At 69.3% G+C, this 23,407-nt stretch carries 22 protein-coding genes; 8 read left to right on the top strand and 14 right to left on the bottom strand.

Annotated features, from left to right (window positions below):
- Positions 1-66: 66 nt before the first annotated feature.
- Positions 67-498, top strand: a complete 432-nt coding sequence (locus tag FVF75_RS11275; protein ID WP_187393050.1) for a hydrogenase maturation protease — start codon at positions 67-69, stop codon at positions 496-498.
- A gap of 23 nt (positions 499-521) precedes the next feature.
- On the opposite strand, the gene FVF75_RS11280 is transcribed toward FVF75_RS11275, so the two are convergent.
- Positions 522-3,083, bottom strand: coding sequence for a calcium-binding protein (locus tag FVF75_RS11280; protein ID WP_148378081.1), 2,562 nt, complete (start codon positions 3,081-3,083; stop codon positions 522-524).
- 152 nt (positions 3,084-3,235) lie between these two features.
- On the opposite strand from FVF75_RS11280, the gene FVF75_RS11285 reads away from it, so the two are divergent.
- On the top strand, positions 3,236-5,776 hold the full coding sequence (locus tag FVF75_RS11285; RefSeq protein WP_148378082.1) for a tetratricopeptide repeat protein: 2,541 nt from the start codon (positions 3,236-3,238) through the stop codon (positions 5,774-5,776).
- Between the two features lie 294 nt (positions 5,777-6,070).
- Here the strand turns inward: FVF75_RS11285 and FVF75_RS11290 are convergent, their stop codons facing one another.
- Genes FVF75_RS11290 through FVF75_RS11305 form a run of 4 tightly spaced genes read right to left on the bottom strand, consistent with a single transcriptional unit; the run spans position 6,071 to position 8,697 of the window.
- Positions 6,071-7,084 (bottom strand): GGDEF domain-containing protein, encoded by a 1,014-nt coding sequence (locus FVF75_RS11290; RefSeq protein WP_148378083.1) that lies wholly within the window; start codon positions 7,082-7,084, stop codon positions 6,071-6,073.
- A gap of 2 nt (positions 7,085-7,086) precedes the next feature.
- The gene (locus tag FVF75_RS11295; RefSeq protein WP_148378084.1) at positions 7,087-7,677 is read right to left on the bottom strand and encodes a heme NO-binding domain-containing protein; all 591 of its coding nucleotides are present in this window, start codon (positions 7,675-7,677) and stop codon (positions 7,087-7,089) included.
- A 53-nt stretch (positions 7,678-7,730) separates the two neighbouring features.
- The gene (locus FVF75_RS11300; protein WP_148378085.1) at positions 7,731-8,417 is read right to left on the bottom strand and encodes an HAD family hydrolase; all 687 of its coding nucleotides are present in this window, start codon (positions 8,415-8,417) and stop codon (positions 7,731-7,733) included.
- A 1-nt stretch (position 8,418) separates the two neighbouring features.
- On the bottom strand, positions 8,419-8,697 hold the full coding sequence (locus tag FVF75_RS11305; protein ID WP_148378086.1) for a DUF3572 domain-containing protein: 279 nt from the start codon (positions 8,695-8,697) through the stop codon (positions 8,419-8,421).
- Positions 8,698-8,816: 119 nt separating this feature from the next.
- Here FVF75_RS11305 and FVF75_RS11310 point away from each other — a divergent pair, with 119 nt between their 5' ends.
- Positions 8,817-10,187: a diguanylate cyclase gene (locus tag FVF75_RS11310; protein WP_148378087.1), complete on the top strand. Its 1,371-nt coding sequence runs from the start codon at positions 8,817-8,819 to the stop codon at positions 10,185-10,187.
- Positions 10,188-10,260: 73 nt separating this feature from the next.
- Here the strand turns inward: FVF75_RS11310 and FVF75_RS11315 are convergent, their stop codons facing one another.
- The 4 genes from FVF75_RS11315 to FVF75_RS11330 all read right to left on the bottom strand — a co-directional run bounded on the left by FVF75_RS11315 (position 10,261) and on the right by FVF75_RS11330 (position 12,489).
- A complete protein-coding gene (locus FVF75_RS11315) occupies positions 10,261-10,767 on the bottom strand; it encodes a periplasmic heavy metal sensor (RefSeq protein WP_148378088.1) in 507 nt (168 codons plus the stop codon).
- Between the two features lie 2 nt (positions 10,768-10,769).
- Positions 10,770-11,168 (bottom strand): hypothetical protein, encoded by a 399-nt coding sequence (locus FVF75_RS11320; protein ID WP_148378089.1) that lies wholly within the window; start codon positions 11,166-11,168, stop codon positions 10,770-10,772.
- Positions 11,155-11,742 carry an RNA polymerase sigma factor gene (locus FVF75_RS11325; protein WP_148378090.1) on the bottom strand — a complete coding sequence of 196 codons (588 nt, stop codon included), beginning with the start codon at positions 11,740-11,742 and terminating at the stop codon, positions 11,155-11,157. Before FVF75_RS11325 ends, FVF75_RS11320 begins: the two co-directional genes overlap by 14 nt.
- A gap of 87 nt (positions 11,743-11,829) precedes the next feature.
- Positions 11,830-12,489, bottom strand: a complete 660-nt coding sequence (locus FVF75_RS11330; protein WP_148378091.1) for an EF-hand domain-containing protein — start codon at positions 12,487-12,489, stop codon at positions 11,830-11,832.
- A gap of 215 nt (positions 12,490-12,704) precedes the next feature.
- On the opposite strand from FVF75_RS11330, the gene FVF75_RS11335 reads away from it, so the two are divergent.
- Both FVF75_RS11335 and FVF75_RS11340 read left to right on the top strand, forming a co-directional pair.
- Positions 12,705-13,211 (top strand): DUF983 domain-containing protein, encoded by a 507-nt coding sequence (locus tag FVF75_RS11335; protein WP_148378092.1) that lies wholly within the window; start codon positions 12,705-12,707, stop codon positions 13,209-13,211.
- A gap of 21 nt (positions 13,212-13,232) precedes the next feature.
- Positions 13,233-13,949, top strand: coding sequence for an NUDIX hydrolase (locus FVF75_RS11340; protein ID WP_148378093.1), 717 nt, complete (start codon positions 13,233-13,235; stop codon positions 13,947-13,949).
- Here the strand turns inward: FVF75_RS11340 and FVF75_RS11345 are convergent.
- From FVF75_RS11345 to FVF75_RS11355, 3 genes are read right to left on the bottom strand one after another with little or no spacing between them, the layout of a single operon-like run.
- The gene (locus FVF75_RS11345) at positions 13,946-14,842 is read right to left on the bottom strand and encodes a DMT family transporter (RefSeq protein WP_342779812.1); all 897 of its coding nucleotides are present in this window, start codon (positions 14,840-14,842) and stop codon (positions 13,946-13,948) included. The genes FVF75_RS11340 and FVF75_RS11345 overlap by 4 nt on opposite strands.
- The gene (locus FVF75_RS11350; RefSeq protein WP_148378094.1) at positions 14,839-15,282 is read right to left on the bottom strand and encodes a lipocalin family protein; all 444 of its coding nucleotides are present in this window, start codon (positions 15,280-15,282) and stop codon (positions 14,839-14,841) included. Before FVF75_RS11350 ends, FVF75_RS11345 begins: the two co-directional genes overlap by 4 nt.
- 30 nt (positions 15,283-15,312) lie before the next feature.
- On the bottom strand, positions 15,313-15,852 hold the full coding sequence (locus tag FVF75_RS11355) for a lipocalin family protein (RefSeq protein ID WP_148378095.1): 540 nt from the start codon (positions 15,850-15,852) through the stop codon (positions 15,313-15,315).
- 189 nt (positions 15,853-16,041) lie between these two features.
- Between FVF75_RS11355 and FVF75_RS11360 the strand changes: the two genes are divergently transcribed.
- Complete coding sequence (locus FVF75_RS11360) at positions 16,042-19,200, top strand: valine--tRNA ligase (protein WP_148378096.1); 3,159 nt, start codon at positions 16,042-16,044, stop codon at positions 19,198-19,200.
- A gap of 165 nt (positions 19,201-19,365) precedes the next feature.
- A complete protein-coding gene (locus FVF75_RS11365; RefSeq protein WP_148378097.1) occupies positions 19,366-20,484 on the top strand; it encodes a pyridoxal phosphate-dependent aminotransferase in 1,119 nt (372 codons plus the stop codon).
- Positions 20,485-20,607: 123 nt separating this feature from the next.
- On the opposite strand, the gene FVF75_RS11370 is transcribed toward FVF75_RS11365, so the two are convergent.
- A complete protein-coding gene (locus FVF75_RS11370) occupies positions 20,608-21,801 on the bottom strand; it encodes a pyridoxal-phosphate-dependent aminotransferase family protein (RefSeq protein WP_148378098.1) in 1,194 nt (397 codons plus the stop codon).
- Between the two features lie 52 nt (positions 21,802-21,853).
- Positions 21,854-22,546, bottom strand: a complete 693-nt coding sequence (locus FVF75_RS11375) for a glycosyltransferase (RefSeq protein WP_148378099.1) — start codon at positions 22,544-22,546, stop codon at positions 21,854-21,856.
- 71 nt (positions 22,547-22,617) lie between these two features.
- On the opposite strand from FVF75_RS11375, the gene ygfZ reads away from it, so the two are divergent.
- The gene (gene ygfZ, locus FVF75_RS11380) at positions 22,618-23,367 is read left to right on the top strand and encodes a CAF17-like 4Fe-4S cluster assembly/insertion protein YgfZ (protein WP_148378100.1); all 750 of its coding nucleotides are present in this window, start codon (positions 22,618-22,620) and stop codon (positions 23,365-23,367) included.
- Positions 23,368-23,407: the final 40 nt, after the last annotated feature.

The raw sequence follows: 23,407 nt of genomic DNA on the forward strand, positions 1-23,407 counted from the left end.
CTGCCCTCCCCGGACCCCTCCCGAGGTATTTGGTCCAGAAAGAAGCAAGGCCGTGGCGGTCGGGCCTTGCTGATCGGGATCGGCAACGATTTCGCCGGCGACGATGCGGCGGGGCGGCTGGTCGCGCGGGGGTTGGCGGGCGCGGGCGGTTTCGACGTGATCGAGAGCCATGGTGCGGCGGCGGACCTGGTGACGGCGTTCGAGGGGCGTGGCCGGGTTGTCGTGGTCGACGCCTGCCTGTCCGGTGCGAGGCCGGGCACGTTGCATCGGTTCGACGTGCATCGCGATCAGTTGCCGGGGTTTCTGACGTCGGTTTCGAGCCACGGGATCGGGGTGGCCGAAGGTGTCGCGCTGGCGCGGGCGTTGGATTTGTTGCCGGGGGTTTGCGAGATCATCGCGATCGAGGGCAGGAGTTTCGCGCAGGGTGCGGGCATTGATCCGGCGGTGGCGCGGGCGGTGGCGGGGTTGATTGCGGCATTGCCGGGCGAACTGGCCTGAGCGGTGTTCAGGGGTGGCGGCGGTCAGAGAAAATCGGTCGGGTCGATATTGGTGGCGAGCGTGTTTTCGAGCAGGATCGTGTTGCCGGCGGTATCGTCGATCAGGGTATGTGCGCCGGATTGGGTGATGGAGAGGTCGCCATAGGCAAGACCTGTGGCGGTGAGGTCGATGCTGTCGATGCCGTTTTCGAAATCGGCGATCCGGTCTGCCCCCCAGCCGGGAGTGAAGACGAAGGTGTCGGCATCGGCGCCGCCGACGAACCAGTCGTTGCCACCCCCACCGTCAATGATATCGGCGCCCGATCCGCCATAGATGCGGTCGACACCGCCGCCGCCCGACAAGATGTCGTCGCCGCCGGCACCGTAGAGCCGGTTGTCGCCGGCGTCGCCGGTCAGGGTGTCGGCGTGGTCGCTGCCGTGCAGGTTTTCGACCGCGGTGAAGCTGTCGCCGGCCGCCGCGCCTGCGCCGGTGCCGGCGCCGAGGTCGATGATGACACCTGCGGTTTCGCCGGCATAGCTGACCTGGTCTTTGCCGGCGCCGCCGTCAAAGCTGTCTGCCCCGTCGCCGCCGACCATGTAGTCGTCGCCGTCGCCGCCCGAGAGGAAGTCGTTGCCAGAGCCGCCCAGCAGCTTGTCGTTGCCGCCCGCACCCGCGAGGAAATCATCGCCGCCGCCGCCGATCAGCCGATTGTCGCCGGCGTCGCCGGTGAGGCTGTCGGCGTGGGCCGAGCCGGCCAGGTTCTCGATCGAGTCGAAGCTGTCGCCCTGGGCGTCGCCACCCGATGCCGTGCCGGTGCCGAGGTCGACGGTGACCCCGGCCGCGGACCGCTCATAGACCGCCATGTCGGTGCCCGCGCCGCCGTTGAGCGTGTCGGCGCCGCTGCCGCCTGACAGCCAGTCGTTGCCGGTGCCGCCGTCGAGGATGTCGTCACCGGCCCCGCCCCGCATCCGGTCGGTGCCGCCGCCGCCCGCGAGCGTGTCGGCGCCGCCGAAGCCGTAGAGCCGGTTGTCGCCGGCATCTCCGGTGAGCGCGTCGGCATGGTCTGTGCCGCCGAGGTTCTCGATCGAGACGAAACTGTCGCCTGTCGCCGCGCCGCCCGTCGCCGTGCCAACTGCAAGGTCGACGGAAACGCCGGCCTCGCCGCCTTCGTAGGAGACCATGTCGGAGCCCGCACCACCGTCGAAGGCATCCGCCCCAGGGCCACCTGCGAGCCAGTCGTCGCCATCGTCGCCGAACAGGCTGTCATTGCCCGCGCCGGAGACGATACGGTCGGTGCCGCCGCCGCCGCGGATCACGTCATCGCCCCCGAGGCCGTAGATGCGGTTGTTGGCCCCGTCGCCGGTGATCGTGTCGGCGTGGGCCGAGCCCACGACGTTTTCGATCCCGGTGATGCTGTCGCCAGCGGCATGGCCCCCTGCGCCCGCGCCGGTGGCGAGGTTCACCGTGACTCCGGTGGGCGATGCGCGCCAGGTTGCCTGGTCGGAGCCCGCGCCGCCGTCGATGATGTCGGCCCCGGCACCGCCATCGAGGCGGTCATCGCCGTCACCGCCCGACAGGGTGTCATCGCCCCCCTCGCCCACCAGCCAATCGTCGCCGCCGCGACCGATGAGCGTGTCGTCGCCGTCAAGGCCGTAGAGCCGGTTGGCGCCGCCGTCGCCCGCCAGCGTGTCTGCGTGCGCCGAGCCTTTCAGGTCCTCGATGCTGGTGAGTGTATCGCCCGTGGCGGTGCCGCCCGTGGCGGTGCCCCCAGTGAGGTCGATCTGCACCGCGAAAGGTGAGAATTTGTAGGACGCCTGGTCCTGCCCGGTGCCGCCATCGAGGCTGTCGGCACCCGATCCGCCGTTCAGAACATCATCACCCGCCCCGCCCGTCAGCGTGTCGTTGCCGGAGGAGCCGAACAGGCTGTCATTGCCGGGGCCGCCATCCAGGATGTCGTCGCCGCCCTGGCCGTTCACGATGTCCGCGCCGGGGCCGCCCGCGAGGGTGTCGTTGCCGGTGCCGCCGTCGATCCGGTCATCGCCGCCGTTGCCCGTCACTATGTCGTCGCCAGCGCCGGTGTCGATCACACCGTTGCCGGGGCCGTCGATCACGTGGTCCACCTGGCTGATGGTGACACCGGGCAGCGCGCCGTAGGGCACGACGTCACCGGGGCCGAAACCGGAGCCGGGGGCGGCGGGACCGGCTGCGATGACCTGGGTCTGAAAGAACAGGCCGACCTCGAACGGGCTGGAGAAGGCGGGCAGCGGCGTGCCGCCCAGCACCGTCACCAGGGTCATCGCGCTGGCCGGATCGTAGATCGTCATCAGGTGGGTGACGGAGCCGGCTCCCCAGGCGATGCTGCCGATCCGGATCTCGACACCGGCTGTGTCGGGCGCGAAGGCCTGGCCCGCGATAGACACGCCAATGGCCGCGAAATCGACACTGACCAGCGGCAGCCAGCCCGGATCGAGCGTGTCGATCTGGTAACTCGTGCCGGTGACCGCGTCCGGCACGCTGAGCCCCACGATGACGGGCGCGGCCCAGATGTAGTGGCCGGTGACCGGGTCCTGCATCAGACCGAGCGCGCCATAACTGTAGGTCGTCATTGCCCAAACTCCCGCACCGGGCGCCGAGTCGCGCCATTTTCCGCCACTTTGGCAGGAATCCTTGAACGTCCGGTTAACCCCCCGGGCGCTACGGTTGACATGCGGGCCGCTTGCGCCAAGCTGGTGCCCTGGCAGACAACGGGGAACGCGGCATGCGAAGGGGCAAGATGCGGGCGATCATGCTGGCGGGCGCGGTGGCGCTGGCGGGACCGCTGATGGCGCAGGAATCGCAGCCGCACGATCTTGCCGTGTCGCTGGCCGAGGCCGAGGCGGAACGCGCGCGGCTCGACCTGCCGGCGGCGTTGAGCACGCTCGACACGGCAATCGAGGCCGCTCCCGATGCCGTCGCTCCACTGGTTGCGCGGGCCGAGATCCACCGCTCGATGGGGCGGTTGTCACTGGCGCTGGCGGATCTGGATGCGGCGCTGGCGCTGGCCCCGGAGGATGCCGAGGCCTTGGGTCAGCGGGCCGAAACCCTGCGCCGGGCCGGGGAAATCGACCGGGCCGTGGCGGATTTCGCCCGCGCCCGGGCGCTCAGGCCCGATGATCCGGGGCTGGCCGCCGCCGAGGCCGCCGCGCTGGCGCAAGCCGGGCGCAAGAACGCGGCGTTGGCGGCCTATGTGCGCGCCGCTGACCTCGCACCGGGCGATGACGCGCTGCGTGCGGCGCGCGACGCGTTGCTGGCGGACCTGGCCGAAACCACGCGGCCCGGTTTCGTCTTTGAAGCCGATGCGCTGGTCGGTGACGCCTTCACCATCGGCGAGGGTGCCGAAACCGCCCCGAACCATCTGATCCTGGTGCGCGACGGGGCCGAACTGGCCACCGAAGGCACGGTGGCCCCGGACCGGCTGGCGCGGGCGGTGGCGGCGGGGGCGCTGCGGATCACGCATGTCTTCACCTACTCGGGCCGCACCAGCACGATCTGGGCCAACCTGTCGCTGATCTGCGCGGGGCCGGCACTGGGGGCAACCGAGGCGGCGCTGATGTCGACCGAGGGCCGGCGCGCGCTTGCGGACATCGAGCAGGGCAATGGCACCGAGGCGCTGGAGGCGCTGATCGCGGCGGCCTACGGGCTGGGCGGGCAGGACGGGGAACGGGTCGAGGGCTGCGCATTCGACCGGGACCATGCGCTTGCCTACCTCGCCGACTGGACGGCGGCGCAGGAGCGGATCGGCTGGCGGGGCGAGACCTATCTCGACCGTCCCCCGACCTATGTTCTGAACGGCGAGCCCGTGGCGGCGGGCTGGCTCGACGCCTGGCTGGCCGCACAGGTGCCTCTGGCGGAAGACGGGACGCAAGAGCCTGTTTTCGAAGAGGAAACATCGAGCGAAGATCCGGCGACGGGTTTGCCAGACGCGCCTGAACCGGCTGCGGAGCCGGCGCCGGCAACCGGCGATGACGGCGCAGCGGCGGCGGACGAGATGGGGGAGGACGAGGGGGAGGCACCTGCCGAGGTCGAGGCGGACGCCGCGCCGGAGACCGATCCGCTGGCCGCGGACAGCACCGCCGAACCGCCTGTCCCCGTCGCGGTGGCCGAGGCGGCATTGGCGCGCATCACCCTGCCGCCGCCGGCGGAAATACCCGTGGAAAGCCCCGTCGCGACCGGCGCAGGCGACTCGTCGGAGGGCGAGGCGCCGGGCGCGGTGGCGGATTCCGCGCCAGACCCCGCCGCGGCGCAGGAGCCAGACCCTGCGCCTGTGGAGGCACCGGCCATGACTGAGCTTGCCGAAACGGACATGCCCGAGGATTCGGCAGGCGAGACTTCGGTGGAACCTGAACCGGTGCCAGAGGCCGACCCGCAGGCACCGGACGCTGGCGCGGACGAAGGCGAGACTGACGACGCGGAGCCCGACGAGGTGCAGCCGGACAGCAACGAACCGGACGGCCCGGCCCCCGGCGAGGCCGCCCCGGAGGACGCCACCGAGGACATCCGCCTTGCCCGTATTCTCAAGGGCATCTGGGCGCCGTCGCTGACGCAATGCCTGGCCTATCTCGACGCGATCAAGACGCCGGAAACGCTCGACCAGGCGATGCCTGATCCGGCGGCCGACCCGCCGCTGGATGCCATGCTGGTCACCAGCCGCAGGGCGCAACCGTTCGACTCGCGCGGGCAGGTCTGCGTGGTCGAAAGCTTCTCGGAGTCCGGCGACGAAAGCGACGCGCTGTTGTCCTGCACCGATAGCGACGGCGGGGTCGGCACGATGCGGCTGCACGCCTATCCCTCGGGCGGGCCGACGCCCTGGCTGGATGTGACCCGGGGCACCGAGGAAAAGGTGGCGATGCGCCAATGCGTGACGCTGGGCCAGCTCGGGGTGCGCTTTGCCGATCTCTGGCAGATCGACAAGACCGCCTGCACCGCACGCGCGCCGATGCGCGGGGTGGAGCTGGAGTTCCGGCCCGACGACGGCGCGTTGTGGGTGACTGTGCGCCCGGAGGCGGCCGACACGGCCTTGCCCGGCGCGAACGGGTTGGCGGCCAGAGTCGACGACGTGGCCCTAACGCCGGGGGCCGGGGCGGTGGAAGGCGGCGGCTTCAGCGCGCCGCTCGGGGCATTCGAGGACGTGTCCCGACACCTGTCGTTCGGCATGTTCCTGTTCCTTTCGGCCAGCGACGACAGCGGTTTTGCGACTCTGCGCCTGCCGCTTCTGGGCAGCAGCCGGGCGATGGCGGCGCTCGCGGATTGCGCCGAATGATGGGGCTGGCGCACCGGGCCAACGGGTGAATTCTCGGGTCACACGGTTTTTGGGTCAGGGCGCGGCTGCCGGGCTTTTCGGAGACTATGCATCAGCGGAACGCGCGACGCACGGTTCGCCCGCGCCGGTTGAACCGGTCGCGGTGATCGCCGCGCTACGGACGGAGCCAGCCACGCGTCCTGCCCTGAGTCCGGGGGCTGTCCGGCACCAGCACAGCGGTCCGTGCGCAGTCGCGCAACACCCCCGTGACCCAGCCATTGCGCAGCAGTCCCGCGCCCCGGCCCTATCGCGCGCTCACACCCCCTGCCCCGCGGTTGTGACATCAAAACCCGGGCGGAAGGTCGTCGCCCGCCCGCGCCCGGCGGTCTTGGAGGCGTAGAGTGCCACGTCGGCGTCGCGCAGCATCCGTTCGGCTTCGGGCACATCATAAAGGGACGAGGCGACAAGGCCGACCGAGGCCGAGATCGCAACGCTCTGGTCGCGGTAGGGCACCGGCGCTTCGATCCGGCGGATCAGGCGTTCGGCGATCGCTTCGAGGCGCCCGGGGTCGGTGAAGCCGGCGAAGACCAGCACGAATTCATCGCCGCCGACCCGCGCCGCGATGTCGCCATCGCGGGTTTCGGCGGCCAGCAGGCGCGCGACCGCCTCCAGCACGACATCGCCCGCCTCGTGGCCAAAGCTGTCGTTGACCGCCTTGAAGCGGTCGAGGTCGATCCGCATCAGGGTGAATTCCGCCCCGCGCGCGATCAGGCGGGCCAGCGCCCGGTCGAGCGCGCGCCGGTTGGCAAGGCCGGTGAGCGTATCGGCCAGCGCCGCAGCCTCAGCCTGGGCGCGGGCGCCGTCGAGGCGTTCGTTCAGGCGGCGCGATTCCGCCATCGCCGCCGATTTCGCCTCTACCAGAAAGAGCATTTCGACGGTCAGGTCGGTGGCGGCGAAGTCCGATCCGGCCAGGCCGAACCGGGCCACCGCATCGACCACGGCGATGCCGAACGACAGGTTGACCAAGACGCCGGTATCGGCGCCCAGGCAATAGGCCGCCCCGATCAGGGGGGTGCGCGCCGGGTCGCGCAGGCGCAGGTGAACCTTGCCCGAAGGCGCGGTGCAAAGCTGGCGCACGGTGCATCCGGCGGCGCTGCGCCGTTGCTCGAACACCTCGGAAAAGGCGCGGCCGGGCAGGGATTGGCCGGCATGGACCTTGGCCAGGGTCGGGCCGGCGTTCAGGATGGTGCCGTCGGGCGCGACCAGCGCGTGCATCGGCATCATCCGGTTCAGGGCCGCTGGCCCGAGGGTGATGTTGGGCACCGCCATGGTCACCCCGACACCCGCTGGGCCAGGGCAAAGCCCCGGTCCTGGCCGAAGGCGCGTTCCAGGAGTTGCAGGCGCAGCGTGGCCGGCGGGTCGCCCGGCTGGCCCGGCTCGATCAGCACCAGCGCGCCGTAGTCGTCGGCCAGCGCGCGCAGCAGGCCGCGCAGGATATGCACCGCGCCCTCGTGGCTGTGCCGGCAGATCACGCGGTAGCCGCCGTCGCCGGTATCCTCGACCTCGATCTCGGGCAGGTCGAGATCGGGCACGGCAAGCCGGGTGCGCCCGTGCAATTCCTCGAGCGAGAGGATGAAATCCTCGTAATCGACCCCGCCAAAGCGCAACAGTCGCCGCACCCGTTCGGCACTGGGGTCGGCCACCAGGTAGGTGCCGAAATCCTCGAGCAGATCCTCGGGCCGCTGGCCCAGCCGGTCGGCCGCGAGGTCGACGATGCGCCCGATCAGGCCATCGTCGTAGTGAAACATCGGCTCGAACCCGTCGAAGCCGGTGTCGAGCACGGTCATCAGCCCGGACCAGATGGCCGGGTCGTAGCTGTTGCGAATGAAATTCTCGAACGACCTGTAAATCAAACCGTGCATGCGAAATCCCCGGCGTGCCTGACCGATCCTAGGCCCGAAGTGTTACCAAATGACTAAAGAACCAGCCAGTCCGGCAGGTGTCCGATATCGGGCAGGACGACATCGGCCAGCGGGCCGAGCGTGTCGGCAGAGGCCGGGCCGGTCAGAACCGCGACGGTGCGCATCCCGGCGGCGCGCCCGGCGATCAGGTCATGCCGGCTGTCGCCGACCATCGCCACACGCGCAGGCTGAAGGCCGGTGGCGCGGGCGAAGGCCAGGCACTGGCCCGGCGCCGGCTTGGCGCCGTGGCCGCTGTCGCAGCCGGAGATGAAGGCGAACCTGTCCGTCACCCCGACCGTGTCCAGATGCGCGCGCGCCGGGGCCTCGGCATCGTTGGTGGCGACGCCCAGGACCAGCCCGCGCCCGATCAGCCCGTCGAGAAGCGGCGCCAGCGGCACCGCCTCGGCCAGCGGCACGGACATCGCCTCGGCGTTCAGCATCGCGACCACCTGCTGCTCGGAGGCATCGAGGATCGGGGCAAGCCGGGCGGCCAGCTCGTCGGGCGTGCCGGCGATGGCGGGTGATGTCGGGTGGAAGCGGCGGGACACGAGGTCAAAGCCCATCACGGAGGCGATACGGTCCGCGCGGGTCATGTCGCCGCCCGACAGACGGTCGATCAGCGCCCCGGCCCAGGCGGTCCAGGTCGCGTCGAAGTCGAACAGCGTGCCGTCCTTGTCGAACAGGATCCCGTCAACCCGCATCTCAGGTCCAATGCACCTGGTCACCGCCGGGCAGCACCTGGCGGGCGCCCATCGGCGTGTCGTAGTCCAGCCCCGCCTGGTCGCAGAACGCCACCACCCAGGCATCGTTCATGGTCAGGAAATCAAGCACCGCGCCCAAGAACGCCGGGTCGGCGGCACGGCTGCGCAAATCGTCTTCGGTGGCGCCGGTCGCGCCGAGGAACACAGGCAAAAGCTCGTCGTTGCCAGCCAGCCAGCCCAGCGCGTTGAGCGCAATCGTCTCGGCGGATTCCTGCTTCATCCTGCCCTGCCCCTGCCTGTCGGAAACCCTTTGTTAACGATTATCAGGCAAGTCTTACCAAAGCGAATGCAAATCGAAACATCCCGGGCGAAAACCCGCTGGCTACCGCACAGGGCATCATGGCAGGCCGTATCCTCATCGCAGACGACACCGCCACCGGCCGGATCCGTCTCAAGGTCGATCTGGGCGAGGCGCGGTATGACACGCTGATCGCGCCCGCACCCGGCGCGGTGGTGGCGATGGCGCGCGAGGCGCGGCCGGACCTGGTGTTGCTCGGGGCGGGCAGCCTGACGCACTGCGCGGCGCTCAAGTCCGATCCGGCGACGCGCGCGATTCCGGTGATCGTGCTGGAGGGGGCGCCCTGCGCGGCCACCCGGCGCGCGGCGCTCAGGGCCGGGGCTGACGAGGTGCTGACCAAACCCTATGCCGCCCCGGGGCTTCTGGCGGTCGTGCGCGCGCTTTTGCGCCGCCGCGCGACCCATGAGGACCTGGCCCGCCGCCATGACAGCGCCGCCGGGCTGGGGTTTGCAGAGCCGCGCCCCGGCTTCCTGCGCCCCGGGCGGGTGACGCTGGTGGCGCCGACGCCCGCGACCGGGCTGGCCTGGATGCGTGGCCTGCGCGCGGTGCTGGACCATGATGTAACCTGCCGGACCCGTGGCGAAGTGCTGGGCGCGACCAGCGAGGTAGCACCGGACGCGGTGGTGATCGCGGCTGACCTCGATGCGCCAGGCGCGGGGCTTCGCCTGATCAGCGACCTGCGCTCGCGCGGGGCGACGCGGCGTGCGGCGATCGTGGTGATCGACACGGCGGACGACCCGGCGACCCTGCCGATGGCGCTCGATATCGGGGCCGACGCGGTGATCGGCGGCAACTTCGATGCCGAGGAACTGGCGTTGCGGCTGGAGGTGCTGATCGACGAGAAGCGCCGCGCCGATGCGCTTCGTGACGGGCTCGAGGCGCGGCTGAACCTGGCGCTGATCGACCCGCTGACCGGGCTTTACAACCGCCGCTATGCCGAGACCCAGATGAACCGGATCGCCGAAGAGGCGCGCGCCAGCGGCCAGCCCTTCGCGCTGATGCTGCTCGACCTCGACCGCTTCAAGCGGGTCAACGATTGCTATGGCCACATGACCGGCGACGCGGTGCTGGCCGAGACCGCGCGCCGGTTGCGCGCCAATGTGCGCGAGGTCGATCTCCTGGCGCGCTATGGCGGCGAGGAATTCGTGATCGCGATGCCGGCCACCGATCTGGCCTCGGCCCGGATCGCCGCCGACCGGCTGCGGCGGGTGATCGCCGAACGGCCGTTCCGCACCGGCCAGGGGCATGGCCCGATCCCGGTGACGATGTCGATCGGGGTGCAGGTCTGCGCCGGCCCGGATGGCACCGGCGAGGCGCTTGGCGCGATGATGCGCGAGGCCGACGCGGCGCTCTATTCCTCGAAGGCCGCCGGGCGCAACCTGGTGACCTTTGCCCAAGGCAAGGCGGCGTGAGGCATCATCTGTTCGCCTTGCCGGAAACACCGCACCCGCCCGGGCGCAGGTGTCCAACAGAACCCGACCGCGCCTAATGCGGCCCCCGTTTGCGGTCGATGCGCGCCTCGAGCCGGTCGGCGAAGGTGGCGCGTTCATCGGGTGTCATTGCCGCGATTTCCGCCAGCATGATCTCGCGGGCCGCGTCGACACGCGCGGCCACGCGCGCCCGCTGCCCCTCGAGCACCGCCGCCAGCACGCCCGGGTCATAAGGCTGGGCCCGAAGCGCGGTGAGCATCTGGTCGAACTCGCGCCCCAGCACCGCGCGGTCCGCCTCAATCGGGGCGTCGCGGTCGCGCAACGCCGTGCCGATCCGCATCCGCGCATCGCGCGGCAGCGCGTCGAGGTAGGGCCCGAACCCGCTGTCGCGGGTCTGCATCCGGTCCGGCGGCGGGAACCGGCGGGCGTCGCGCCCGTCGCGGAAATGCGCGCCAAGGATGGCACCGATCACCGCAAGGTTCATCGCCAGCGACAGCGCCAGCAGCACCTTGGGCCAGGTCCGGGGCCGGCGCGCGGCCGTGGTCTTGTCGTCGCTGGTCATCGTCAACCTTCCTCGTAGAGCGCCGCAAGGCCGCCGTAGCCGGGCACGATGTCTTCCAGATCATAGCGTGTCGCCGTGGTGGCGCTGTCAGGCAGCAGAAGGCCACCGGCCAGCGAGTTGAGGCTGTCGGGCGCGGAAAAGCCCAGCCAGACCCCGGCCACCGTCGCGGTCGCGAGCCCCGCCAGCGCCGGCCAGCCGCCCAGCCCGGCGAGGAAGCCCGCGAACGGGCCGCGCCGCCGGGCCGGTGCGCGCGGCCCTTCCCGGCGCGTGATTTCGGCCTCGGCATCGGCCATGATGCGCACCATAAGCGCCTCGGACGGCACCGGGGCGGCGTCGCGCCCGGCGTCGAACAGCGCGTCAAGTTCGCTATCGGTCAGCCTGTCGTGATCAGTCATCTCCATATCCCAACTCCTCGCGCTGGCTGGCCAGTCCCGCCGCCAGCGCCCGTTTTCCCCGTGCGGTCAGGCTTTCGACCGCCTCGACGCTGATCTCCATCGCCACCGCGATCTCGGGGTTCGTCAGCCCCTCGAGGTGGCGCAGCGTCACCGCCATCCTCTGCCGCTCGGGCAGCGCGTCAAGGGCGGTCTGCAAAGCCTGTGCCCGGTCGGCCCGGATCATCCGCGCCTCGGCCCCCGGCGCATCGTCGGCAGGCTCGGGCACGCTGTCGAGGTCGACACCGCGCCGCTTGCGCAGCCGGTCGGTGCACAGGTTGGCGGTGACGCGGTAAAGCCATGTCGTCACCTGAGCTTCGCCCTGGCGCCAGTCCGGCGCGATCTTCCACAGGCGCAGCATCGCCTCCTGGGTCACGTCCTCGGCCTCGGCCCGGTCGCCGTGCAGCATGCGCGCGGCAAAGCCCATCACCCGGGGCGTCAACCTGAGCGTCAGCATCGACGCAGCCTGGCGGTCGCCGTTGCCGAAGGCGACCAGCAGGGCCTCGTCCGAGACATCGCTTAGTGCGTCGAATGCCATATCCATCCTGTCTCGGGCCTATCCCTTCGCGCAGGTTCCCGCAACGACGGGTCTTGCCGGACGGAGGCCCGCCCGGCAAAGCGCTTTGCGCGATCAGTTGTTGCGGCCACCGAATTTTCCGCCATGCGGACCACCGCGCCAGCCGTCGCCGCCCTTGCCGCCGTGTCCGCCACGGTCGCCCCAGCCGCCACGGTCGCCCCGGTCGCCCCAGCCACCACGCGACTTGCGATCGCCCATCTCGGCCTTGGCCACGTCATATTCGGCCTGGCTGATGGCGTTGTCGTCATCGGTGTCGAAGCGGTCGATCATCCGGCCGAAACCATTCGCGGGCTCAAGCTCGGCCATCGACAACATGCCGTCGCCGTCGGTGTCACGGGCCGCGACCATGCGCTCGGCCATTGTGGTCATCATCGTGACCGGGTCACCGCGCCGCGGCGCGCGATCGCCCATGCGCTCGGTCATCTGCGAATGCATCGACGCCGCCAATTCGTCGGCACCAAGCGTTCCGCTGCCGTCGAGGTCGATCTCGTTGAACCGGGCCTCGGCCAGGGCACGCAGATCCTCTTCGGTGATCTGACCGTCGCCATCGGCATCGAGCGCCGCGAAGGTCATCTGCATCCCGCCGCCCGCGCCGAATGCGCCCTGCATGCCGGGGCCGCCGCGCCCATGGGCGTTGGCCACACCGGCCAGGGCCATCGTCAAGCCTGCCCCGGCCAACAGCCCGAAGCCCGCGATTCTGAGTGCTCGTTTCATGGTGATATCTCCTTGAGGTTCAGAGCCTGTCGTTCCGGGGTCTGCCCCGGTGTCGTGCAAGTGATACGGGCCGGGGTTGCGCTTCCGTCGCCGGATGGGCGAAAAAAAAACGCGACATCCCGACGCACGGACATTACGGAGCATGGGCGGGAACGATCCATGCTGTATGGTAGCGCGCACAGCGAACAGGACTTGATATGAAAGACGAGACCGTAATGAACGCCTCGCGAGCGGACATTCTGAGCGATATTGCCGCCGTGCCCCGCGACCCCGACACGCCCGGACCTGAGGGCGCCTGCGCGACCGGAGCGGGCGAGCGCCCGCTGGGCCAGGCGTGCTGGCGCGGCTGGCGTCGGCGCTGCCCGTGCTGCGGCACCGGGCCGATGATGAAAAGCTACCTCAAGGTGCGCGACACCTGCACGGTGTGCGAGGCCGAACTGTATCACCAGCGCGCCGACGACGGGCCGGCCTATCTGACGATCCTCGTGGTCGGACACCTTATGGCGCCGCTTCTGGGCTGGGCCTTTGTCGCCTTTCGCCCGAACCCGATGGTGCTGGCCTCGATCTTCGCGATCGGGACGGTTGCCCTGTCACTCTATCTTCTGCCAAGGTTCAAGGGGCTGATGGTCGGCTTTCAATGGGCCAAGCGGATGCATGGATTCGCTCCCGACGGCGGACCGGATGCCGGGCCGGGCAACCGGAGAGGACGGGATGCCGCGTAAGGGCGGCGGCGAGGTTTCGGCGTGACCAAGATCGACAAGACCAAGACCATCCGCGACGCGGCGACCGTGGTGCTGATCCGCGACGTGGACACCGACAAACCGCGCGTCCTGCTGGGCCAGCGCGGCGCGCGCGCGGCCTTCATGCCGAACATGTATGTTTTTCCAGGTGGCGCGCTCGATCCCGAGGATCTGCATGTGCCGCTGGCCGAAGCCGGGGCCGAGCCCTGCCGCAGCCGGCTCGACCTGAACGCCCGGCCCGGGATCGGACCCGGCCTGCTGGCCGCCGCGATCCGCGAGTTGTGGGAGGAAGCGGGCCAGATCCTCGGCGAGCCCGGCACCTGGCCCGGCGCGGTGCCGCCATCCTGGCAGAGCTTTGCCGACACCGGCCATGTGCCGTCCGCCGACGGGCTGGCCTTCGTGTTTCGCGCCATCACGCCGCCGGGGCGCACCCGCCGCTTCGACGCGCGGTTCTTCGTGGCCGATGCCGCGCGGCTCAAGACAGACCCGGACGATTTCAGCCATGCCGAGGACGAGTTGGCCAACCTGCAATGGATCGGGCTGGACGAGGTGCGAGAGTTCGATCTGCCGTTCGTCACCCAGGTGGCGCTGGCCGAGATTGCCGGCCGCCTGCCCGACCTTGCCGCGCCCGACAGCGTGCCGTTCTTCGACAATGGCGCCGAAGAGACGCTGTTTCGCAGGCTGGGCGGCGCGCACCCGATGGACGCCGGACAACTCTAGACGACCAGCACCAGCATCAGGATCGACACCGCCAGCACCGCCATGCCCAGCCATTCGCGCGGGCGGGTGGTTTCGCGAAAGATCAGCCAGCCGCCGAGGATCGAGAACAAGAGCTCCACCTGCCCCAGCGCGCGCACGTAGGCCGCGTTTTGCAGCGCAAAGGCCACGAACCAGCCGAACGACCCCAGCATCCCGGTGATGCCGACCAGCGCCGTCATACGCCAGCGCGACACCACGCGGCTGATCTCGCCCGGTTCGCGAAGGCGCAGCCAGATCAGCATCGCGATGGTCTGAAAGGCGGTGACAGCGGCCAGCGTGACGGCCGCGCGCAGGGCCGCGTTGCCATCGCCCAGCGCCAGTGTCGCGCCCCGGTAGCCGATCGCCGAGATCCCGAAGAACGCCCCCGCCACCAGCCCCAGCGCCGAGGCGCGGTTGAACACGCTGCGCAATTGCCCGCCTGCCGGCACCGACAAAAGCAGCACGCCGACGACTCCGATCAGGATCGCCGCCAGCCCCGGAGCGGTGACCGCTTCGCCCAGCACCACCGCCGAGAAGGCCGCGACCAGCACCGTCTCGGTCTTGGTGAAGGCGATGCCGACGGCGAAGTTGCGCGCGGCGAACAGTGCCACCGTGGCCAGCGTGGCGATGATCTGCGCCAGCCCGCCAGTGACCACCATCACCCAGAACCGGGGCGGCATGTCGGGCCAGCCGCTGCCGGTCGCGGTGACCAGGCCAGTGGCCAGCAGGGCGGCCAGCGGGGCCGCGAACAGAAAGCGCGAGAACGTGGCGCCGCCCGAACTCAGCCCGCTGCCGCGCAGGGATTTCTGAAGCGAAAAGCGGATGGTCTGGACAAGGGCGGCGGCCAGCGTTGCCGCAATCCACGGCGCGATCACCTCAGCCCCGCCAGGTCATAGCCGTTCCAGTCCAGCACCTCGCGGGCGGCGGTCATCCGGTCGGCGGGCATCGCGGCGGCGCGGTCGAGCAGCATGGCGAAGCGCCCGTCCGGGGTGCCGATCACGGCGCTGCGGTAGCCGTCATCGACCCAGAGCACCCACAGCGGCGCATCGAAGGCGCGCGCCTCGATCCGCCCCGGCCCGACCAGCCGGGCGGGGCCGGAACCGTCGCGGGTGGTGGCGATGCTGAACGGAGCGGACCGCACCTGCCAGCGCGCACCGGGCGCACGCCCGATGGCGGCGACCTCATGCCAGTCGCCCGCGAACCGCGCGGGGTCGAAACTGACGATGGCGGCAATCGGCGCGGCGCTGTCGCGGTGGCCGGGACCGGCGCAGGCGGCAAGGCCCAGAATCAGGGCCGCCAGAAACCAAGTTCTCACCGGCGGCCCCCTTGTCCGTCTACGGCGCGGCTATTGCGCGACCCACTCCAGCTTGCCGGTATCGTAGCCCATCCCCTCGAGCACCGAAACGGCCTTTTCGGTCTTGGCCGCCGGCAACTCGGGGCTGCGCGACAATATCCAGCCGGTCTTGCCCGACGGTTCGCCCACCACCGCGTAGGAATAGGCGGCATCGACGTGCAACACCCAGTAGTCGCCCTTGGCGAACGGCAGCCAGGGCACGAAGGTGACCTTGAGCTTGCCCGGCGCGATCACCTCGGCCTCGCCCTCGGCCACCTCGACCGGGCCGGTCGGGCTGCCCTTGTGGCAGGTGTTGGTCACGCTGACCTTGCCGTCGTCACGCAGGCCGTATTCGGCGGTCACGCCGGCACAGTTCTTTTCGAAGCGGTTGGGAAAGCGCGCGATCTCGTACCATTTGCCGAGATAGCGGTTCAGATCGAGGTTGCCGACATAGCCGATCGGCACCGATGTATCGCGATATCCCGCGCCGTGGGAGGGCTGGGACAGGCCAAGGGCCGCGCCTATGGCGAAGATGAATGTCGGAAGTCGCATGTTTGCCTCCTTTTGGGGGCATACGGCCCCGCTTTGTTTGCGGATCAACCTTGAACCGGCGCGGGATGTTCCTTGCGGGCGCGACCGCGTCCCGTCCGCCGTCACAAAATCCCCGTGCCTCCTTTTCCTTTCCCCGGCCCTCGGGTAAAGACCCAAGGACGATCCGGATGCAGCAAACGGGGGCCCGACATGGCCATGGACAAGACCTTCGACGCCGCCGCCGCCGAGCCGCGGATCTATGCGAAATGGCAGGACGCGGGCGCGTTTCGTGCCGGCGCCAACGCCTCGCGCGACGAGACCTTCTGCGTGATGATCCCGCCACCCAACGTCACGGGCGCGCTGCATGTGGGACATGCCTTCAACAACACGCTTCAGGATATCCTGGTGCGCTGGCACCGGATGCGAGGTTTCGACACGCTGTGGCAGCCGGGACAGGACCATGCCGGCATCGCCACGCAGCTTCAGGTCGAGAAAAAACTCGCCGCCACCCAGCAACCGGGCCGCCGCGAACTGGGGCGCGCGGCATTCCTCGAGAAGGTCTGGGAGTGGAAGGGCGAATCCGGCGGCACCATCGTCGAGCAACTCAAGCGCCTTGGTGCCTCCTGCGATTGGGACCGCAACGCCTTTACCATGGCCGGCGCGCCGGGCGATCCGCGCTCGGGCCACGAGAACAGCCCGAACTTCCATGACGCGGTGATCAAGGTCTTTGTCGAGATGTATCGCAAGGGCCTGATCTATCGCGGCAAGCGGCTGGTCAACTGGGACCCGCATTTCGAGACCGCGATATCCGACCTCGAGGTCGAGAACATCGAGGTCGCGGGCCATATGTGGCACTTCAAATACCCGCTGGCGGGGGGCGAGACCTATACCTATGTCGAGCGCGACGAGGACGGCGAGATCACCCTCAAGGAAGAGCGTGACTATATCTCCATCGCCACCACGCGGCCCGAAACCATGCTGGGCGACGGCGCGGTGGCGGTGCACCCGGACGACGAACGCTATGCGCCGATCGTCGGCAAGCTTTGCGAGATCCCGCTCGGGCCGCGCGAACACCGCCGCCTGATCCCGATCATCACCGACGAATACCCCGACCCCGGCTTCGGCTCGGGCGCGGTCAAGATCACCGGCGCGCACGATTTCAACGACTACGCGGTGGCCAGCCGCAGCGGCATCCCGATGTATCGGCTGATGGACACCAGCGGGCACATGCGCGTCGACGGACTGTCCTATGCCGAGTCCGCCAAGCGAGCCCAAGAACTCGCTGAAGAACGAGTCGATTTTTTCAACCGTCGGGCTCGCGGTGAATTTGTGATTGATACTGGTGGTCCATCCGAATTCGACGAGATGGAAATCGACACCTTTAACCTGGTGCCCGAAGACCTGCGCGGACTGGACCGCTTCGAGGCGCGCAAGCGGGTGGTCGAGCAGATCACGCGCGAAGGCCTGGCGGTGATGGTGCGCGACAGCGAGGGCAACATGGTGCCGCTGGTCGAGTCCAAGATGATCATGCAGCCGTTCGGCGACCGCTCGAAGGTGGTGATCGAGCCGATGCTGACCGACCAGTGGTTCGTCGATGCGGAAAAGGTGGTCGGCCCGGCGCTCGACGCCGTGCGCAGGGGCAAGACCCGGATCATCCCTGAATCGGGCGAAAAGACCTATTACCACTGGCTCGAGAATATCGAGCCCTGGTGCATCTCGCGCCAGCTCTGGTGGGGGCACCAGATCCCGGTGTGGTACGGGCTTGACCTGTCCTACGAGAAAGTCGCCGACACCGATGGCGATGGCGATATCGACCAGGTCGAAATGCTGAAAATGCTGCTCGACGGGATCGTGCACCGGGGCGACGTGTATCATTGCGCGGCCAGTTTCGACGAGGTGCGCGAGGGCTTCCTCGACGACAACGCCGACACCCCGCCGGTCATCGCCCATGCCCGGGTGATCGAGGTGGCCGACAAGGCCGAGGCGATCGAGCGGCTGGCCGAAAGCCTGGCGCGCTTCACCGTCAGCCAGAACCCGACCGAACTGGTCTATCCGGTCTGGCGCGACCCCGATGTGCTGGACACCTGGTTCTCGTCGGGCCTGTGGCCGATCGGCACGCTGGGCTGGCCGGAAGACACCGAGGAGTTGCGCAAGTATTTCCCGACCGACGTGCTCGTCACCGGCTTTGACATCCTGTTCTTCTGGGTCGCGCGGATGATGATGATGCAGCTCGCCGTCACCGGCGAGGTGCCGTTTCACACCGTCTACCTGCACCAGCTCGTCCGCGACGAGAAGGGCAAGAAGATGTCGAAGACCACCGGGAACGTGATCGACCCGCTGGAGATCATCGACCTCTACGGCGCCGACGCGCTGCGCTTCACCAACGCCTCGATGGCGGCGCTGGGCGGCGTGCTGAAGCTGTCGGAAGAGCGCATCAAGGGCTATCGCAACTTCGGCACGAAACTGTGGAACGCGGCGCGCTTTGCCGAGATCAACGAGTGCAAGCCGGTGGCGGGGTTCGACCCGGCAGGCGTCAGCCAGACCGTGAACCGCTGGATCGTGGGCGAAACCGCGCGGGTGCGCGAGGCGGTGGACGAGGCACTGGGGGCGTATCGGTTCAACGACGCGGCCAACGGGCTTTATGCCTTCGTCTGGGGCAAGGTCTGCGACTGGTATGTCGAGTTCGCCAAGCCGCTTCTGGCCTCCGACGATGCGAAGGTGGTCGAGGAAACCCGCGCCACCATGGCCTGGGTGATCGACCAGGGGCTGATCCTGCTGCATCCCTTCATGCCTTTCATCACCGAAGAGCTGTGGGGCCAGATCGCGGCCCGGCCCAAGATGCTGGTCCATGCCGACTGGCCGGGCTACGGCGACGGCCTGATCGACACCGCGGCGGACCGCGAAATGAACTGGGTGATCCGGCTGATCGAAGAGGTCCGCTCGGCCCGCGCCCAGATGGGGGTGCCGGCAGGGATGCAGATCCCGATGCTGCTGCAATCGCTCGACGAGGCCGGGCGCGCGGCCTGGGCGGCGAACGAGGCGCTGATCAAGCGGATGGCGCGGATCGACGACCTGTCGGAAGCAACGGATCTGCCCAAAGGCTGCGTCACCATCCCGGTCGACGGCGGCACCTTCGCGCTGCCCTTGGCCGAGATCATCGACGTGGCCGCGGAAAAGGCGCGGCTGGAAAAATCGCTGGGCAAGCTCGAGAAAGAGATCGGCGGCCTCAAGGGGCGGCTCTCCAACCCGAAATTCGCCGAGAACGCCCCCGAGGACGTGGTGGCGGAGGCCGAAGACAACCTTGCCGCGCGCGAGGACGAGGCCGGCAAACTGCGCGAGGCGCTGGCGCGGCTGGCCGAGATTGGCTAGCCCGCACTTACACTTTTTCAACACGAACGGCAGAGCCGGGGCGGCAAATCGCGCCCCGGCTTTCACTTTTCCGATGCGCGCAGGTTTCTGCGCAGTCCAGACCAACCCTGACGCCGGTTCGCATCCGCTCTTGCCCGCAACCACCTTTTCAGGCCAAGAAAGACCATGACCCAGGGACCGCGTTTGACCCCGCTTGCCGATCGTCTGCCCGCCTCGGTGCCGTTCGTCGGCCCCGAAGCGCAAGAACGCGCGCGCGGTCGGCCATTCACGGCGCGTCTGGGGGCGAACGAAAGCGTCTTCGGCCCCTCGCCCCGTGCCATCGCCGCGATGGAGCGCGCGGCGCGCGAAACCTGGATGTATGCCGACCCGGAAAGCCACGACCTGCGCGCGGCGCTGGCCGCGCATCACGGCATCGGCCCGGAACACATCATGATCGGCGAGGGCATCGACGGGCTGCTGGGCTATCTCGTGCGCCTCACTGTCGGGCCGGGCGACACGGTGGTGACCTCGGCGGGCGCCTATCCGACCTTCAACTATCACGTCGCGGGCTATGGCGGCACCTTGGTGACGGTGCCCTACGCCGGTGACCACGAAGACCCCGAGGCGCTGATCGCGAAGGCGGCGGAGGTCGGGGCGAAACTCGTCTACCTCGCCAACCCGGACAACCCGATGGGCACCTGGCACGAGGCAGGCAAGGTCGCGGCGATGATCGCGGCGGTGCCGGACGGAACCCTGCTGGTGCTCGACGAGGCCTATATCGAGTTCGCTCCGGCGGGCACCGCGCCGCCGCTGGCCCCCGAAGACCCGCGGGTTATCCGGATGCGCACCTTTTCCAAGGCCTACGGCATGGCCGGCGCGCGGGTGGGCTATGCGATCGGAGCAGCACCGATGATCGAGGCGTTCAACAAGGTGCGCAACCATTTCGGCATGGCCCGGATCAGCCAGGCGGGCGCTTTGGCGGCGCTGGCGGACCAGGACTACCTCGATGAAGTGCGCGCCAAGGTCTCGGTCGCGCGCGGACGCATCGTGGACATCGCCGCGGCAAACGGGCTGAGCGCCCTGCCCTCGGCGGCCAATTTCGTAGCCGTCGATTGCGGCGCGGATGGGGCTTTTGCGCGCCGGGTGCTGACGGAACTGGCGGCACGCGACATATTCGTGCGGATGCCCTTCGTCGCGCCGCAGGACCGCGCGATCCGCATTTCAGCGGGCACGCCCACCGATCTCGACCGGCTCAAACGCGCCCTGCCCGAGGCGTTGGCGGCGGCAAGGGCTTTCCCCGGCTGAGGCCGGCGACCCGCGCCGTGCTTGCGCCCGGCGCGGCCAATGCTGTTTCACCTTGGTCCAAATACTCATGCGCCGCGCCGGTCACGGGCGCGGCAGTTGAGTACTTTTTCCAAGATGAAGGGGTCAGGCTTCGGCGATGACCCGGGCCGCGGCGGTCAGGGCTCCGGGGCCGTGCGGGATCGAAAGCGCCACGAGGCCGGCCTCGATGGCGCCGAGTGCGCCCATGATCATGTGGGCGTTGACGTGGCCCATGTGGCCCAGCCGGAAATACCCGTGCCACGCCGGATCGTCCTGGTCGGCCATGCCCAGCCCGATGCCCAGCGTCACCCCGGCGTTCCCCTCGACCCAGCGCCTGAGCCGCGTGCCGTCCTCGCCGCCGATCCGGAGCGCGGTGACGGCGTGGCTGCGCAGGGCCGGGTCGGCGATGTTGAGCTCCATCGGCCCGCCCTCGCCCCAGGCCTCGAAGGCGGCCCAGACGGCGCGGGCGAGGATCTGGTGGCGTCTCCAGACCGCTTCGATGCCGCCCTCTTCGGCGATCAGGTCGAGGGCTTCGCGCAGGCCCAGCAGGTGATGGGTCGGCGCGGTGCCGCCGAAAAGCTGGTAGAACCGCTGCGGGTCAGCGCGCGGCGCCCAGTCCCAGTAGAGGCTGGCGGTGTCGGATCGGGCTGCCGCCGCGCGGTCGTTGAAAAAGACGAAACCCAGCCCCGGCGGGGTCATCAGCCCCTTCTGGCTGGCGGCCACCATGACATCGACGCCCCAGGCGTCCATCTCGAAGCGGTCCACGGCGAGCGAGGCGATGCAGTCGACCATGTAGAGCGCCGGGTGGCCGAGGCGGTCGAGAACCTCGCGGATGCCCGGCACGTCGTTTCTGACCCCGGTTGCGGTGTCGACCTGCACGACGATCACGGCGCGGATGTCATGGTCGCGGTCGGCGGCCAAGGTCACCTCGACGCGGGCCAGGTCGACGGCGGCGCGTTTGCCGAAGTCGATCACCTCGGTCCGGGCGCCAAGACGGTCGAACACCGCCCCCCACCCGGCCGCGAAGGCGCCGGTCACCAGCACCAGCACCCGGTCGCCGCGCCGCACGATGTTGGAGGCCGCCGCCTCCCATGCGCCGTGGCCGTTGGCGATGTAGATCGCCACATGGCCATCGGTGCGCGCCACCGCCTTGAGGTCCGGCAAAAGGCCATCCACCATCTCGGGCAGCGCGCCCTCGTAGATGTTGGGCGCGGCTTGGTGCATCGCGTTCAGCACCCGGTCGGGCACCACCGACGGCCCCGGGATGGCGAGGTAGGTGCGGCCGTGGGCAAGCGTCATGGGAAACCTCGAAACCTTGTGTGCGAAGGGTTAGGACGGGCGCCGGGCAAGGTCAATTGCCGGGCGTGTCACGGGTGTGGTAGCGGCGCGCCAGGCGGGCCGGGTCGGCCCCCGACAGGAACCGGATCTGGCGCCAGATATTGGCCGCGCCTTGGCGCAACCAGCCCCGGGCGCGGTAGCGGGCGGCGTCGGTCGTCGCGGTGGCAGCCAGCGGGCGGGCGCGTGGCAGGGCGCGGGCAAGGGCGACGTCCTCCATCAACGCGATATCGGGATAGCCGCCGGCCGCGTCGTAGTCGGCGCGCGACACCAACAGCCCCTGATCGCCGAACGGCAGCGAGAACAGGCCCGCGCGCAGGTTGGCCCAGCCGGCCACCAGCCGGGGGGCAAGGCCGCTGGCGCGAAACCGGAGCCGGAAATAGCCCGGCCCGCCGCGCGCCATGCCATCCTCGACCGCCGCGACCCAGCCGGGCGCCAGGACGGTGTCGGAATGCAGGATCAGGAGCCAGTCGCCTGCAGATGCCGCCACCCCCCGGCCAAGTTGGCCACCGCGCCCGGGCGGTCCGTCGATCCACGTCGCCCCGGCGGCCTCGGCGATGGCGCGGGTCGCATCCGACGAGCCGCCGTCGCTGATCACCAGTTCGCGCACCAGCCCGGCGGCGGCACCTTCGACAAGGGCGGCAAGACAGGCCGGCAGGCCAACCTCGGCGTCGAGCGTCGGGATCACGATGGACAGGGGTGCGCGCATGTCGCCTTCTCTCGCCGGTCAGAGCGCCTATATTAGCCCCGAACGCGACAGGGGAAAGCCACGAGGGAACCATGGCCGAAACGCATCCGAACCGAACCATCCTTCGCATCACCGGACCCGAGCGCGAGGATTTCCTGCAAGGGCTGGTGACCTGCAACGTGAAGGGGCTGTCGGGGCTGTCCTATGGCGCGCTTTTGACGCCGCAGGGCAAGTATATCGCCGACTTTTTCTTGATGCCCGAAGACGGGGCGATCCTGCTCGATGTCGACACCAGTCTTGCGGATGATCTTCTCAAAAAGTTGAAAATGTACAAGTTGCGGGCGAAAGTCGAGGTCGAAGAAACCGATCTATACGCGATTCGTGGTATTGGCGATGCGCCCGAAGGAGCCGCGCCCGACCCGAGGCATCCGGCGCTTGGCTGGCGGCTTTACCGTGCCGAGCCCGGCAGCGCGCCGCAAATCGACTGGGACGCGATCCGGGTCGAGCACTGCATCCCCGCGACTGGAAGCGAGCTTGGGCCGGATACCTTCATCCTGGAGGCGGGATTTGACCGGATGAACGGCGTCGACTTCCGCAAGGGCTGCTATGTCGGCCAGGAAGTGACCGCGCGGATGCGGCACAAGACCGAGTTGCGCAAGGGCTTCGTCACCGTGGCGGTCGACGGGACCGCCGAGGCCGGAACGCCCCTTACCGCCGAGGATGGCAAGGAGGCCGGTCACCTCGGCACCGTTTCCGGGGACAAGGCTATCGCCTATCTGCGCTTTGACCGGGCCAAGGGGCCGATGACGGCCGGCGAGGCCCGGGTGACCTGGGACGGCTAAGGGGTGCGTCCGGGCCGGATAACCTGCCCGGGCCGATCAC

The sequence above is a fragment of the Maritimibacter fusiformis genome (assembly GCF_008086115.1).
In the GTDB taxonomy this organism is placed as follows: Bacteria; Pseudomonadota; Alphaproteobacteria; order Rhodobacterales; family Rhodobacteraceae; genus Muriiphilus; species Muriiphilus fusiformis.

What these genes read in the sequence shown, in the direction of transcription:
- FVF75_RS11320 (WP_148378089.1), bottom strand. Translation starts at nt 11,168, where the DNA reads ATGGAGATGACTGATCACGACAGGCTGACCGATAGCGAACTTGACGCG.
- FVF75_RS11280 (WP_148378081.1), bottom strand. Translation starts at nt 3,083, where the DNA reads ATGACGACCTACAGTTATGGCGCGCTCGGTCTGATGCAGGACCCGGTC.
- FVF75_RS11310 (WP_148378087.1), top strand. Translation starts at nt 8,817, where the DNA reads ATGGCAGGCCGTATCCTCATCGCAGACGACACCGCCACCGGCCGGATC.
- FVF75_RS11360 (WP_148378096.1), top strand. Translation starts at nt 16,042, where the DNA reads ATGGCCATGGACAAGACCTTCGACGCCGCCGCCGCCGAGCCGCGGATC.
- FVF75_RS11285 (WP_148378082.1), top strand. Translation starts at nt 3,236, where the DNA reads ATGCGAAGGGGCAAGATGCGGGCGATCATGCTGGCGGGCGCGGTGGCG.
- ygfZ (WP_148378100.1), top strand. Translation starts at nt 22,618, where the DNA reads ATGGCCGAAACGCATCCGAACCGAACCATCCTTCGCATCACCGGACCC.
- FVF75_RS11305 (WP_148378086.1), bottom strand. Translation starts at nt 8,697, where the DNA reads ATGAAGCAGGAATCCGCCGAGACGATTGCGCTCAACGCGCTGGGCTGG.
- FVF75_RS11365 (WP_148378097.1), top strand. Translation starts at nt 19,366, where the DNA reads ATGACCCAGGGACCGCGTTTGACCCCGCTTGCCGATCGTCTGCCCGCC.
- FVF75_RS11370 (WP_148378098.1), bottom strand. Translation starts at nt 21,801, where the DNA reads ATGACGCTTGCCCACGGCCGCACCTACCTCGCCATCCCGGGGCCGTCG.
- FVF75_RS11290 (WP_148378083.1), bottom strand. Translation starts at nt 7,084, where the DNA reads ATGGCGGTGCCCAACATCACCCTCGGGCCAGCGGCCCTGAACCGGATG.
- FVF75_RS11295 (WP_148378084.1), bottom strand. Translation starts at nt 7,677, where the DNA reads ATGCACGGTTTGATTTACAGGTCGTTCGAGAATTTCATTCGCAACAGC.
- FVF75_RS11355 (WP_148378095.1), bottom strand. Translation starts at nt 15,852, where the DNA reads ATGCGACTTCCGACATTCATCTTCGCCATAGGCGCGGCCCTTGGCCTG.
- FVF75_RS11375 (WP_148378099.1), bottom strand. Translation starts at nt 22,546, where the DNA reads ATGCGCGCACCCCTGTCCATCGTGATCCCGACGCTCGACGCCGAGGTT.
- FVF75_RS11335 (WP_148378092.1), top strand. Translation starts at nt 12,705, where the DNA reads ATGAACGCCTCGCGAGCGGACATTCTGAGCGATATTGCCGCCGTGCCC.
- FVF75_RS11325 (WP_148378090.1), bottom strand. Translation starts at nt 11,742, where the DNA reads ATGGATATGGCATTCGACGCACTAAGCGATGTCTCGGACGAGGCCCTG.
- FVF75_RS11315 (WP_148378088.1), bottom strand. Translation starts at nt 10,767, where the DNA reads ATGACCAGCGACGACAAGACCACGGCCGCGCGCCGGCCCCGGACCTGG.
- FVF75_RS11330 (WP_148378091.1), bottom strand. Translation starts at nt 12,489, where the DNA reads ATGAAACGAGCACTCAGAATCGCGGGCTTCGGGCTGTTGGCCGGGGCA.
- FVF75_RS11300 (WP_148378085.1), bottom strand. Translation starts at nt 8,417, where the DNA reads ATGCGGGTTGACGGGATCCTGTTCGACAAGGACGGCACGCTGTTCGAC.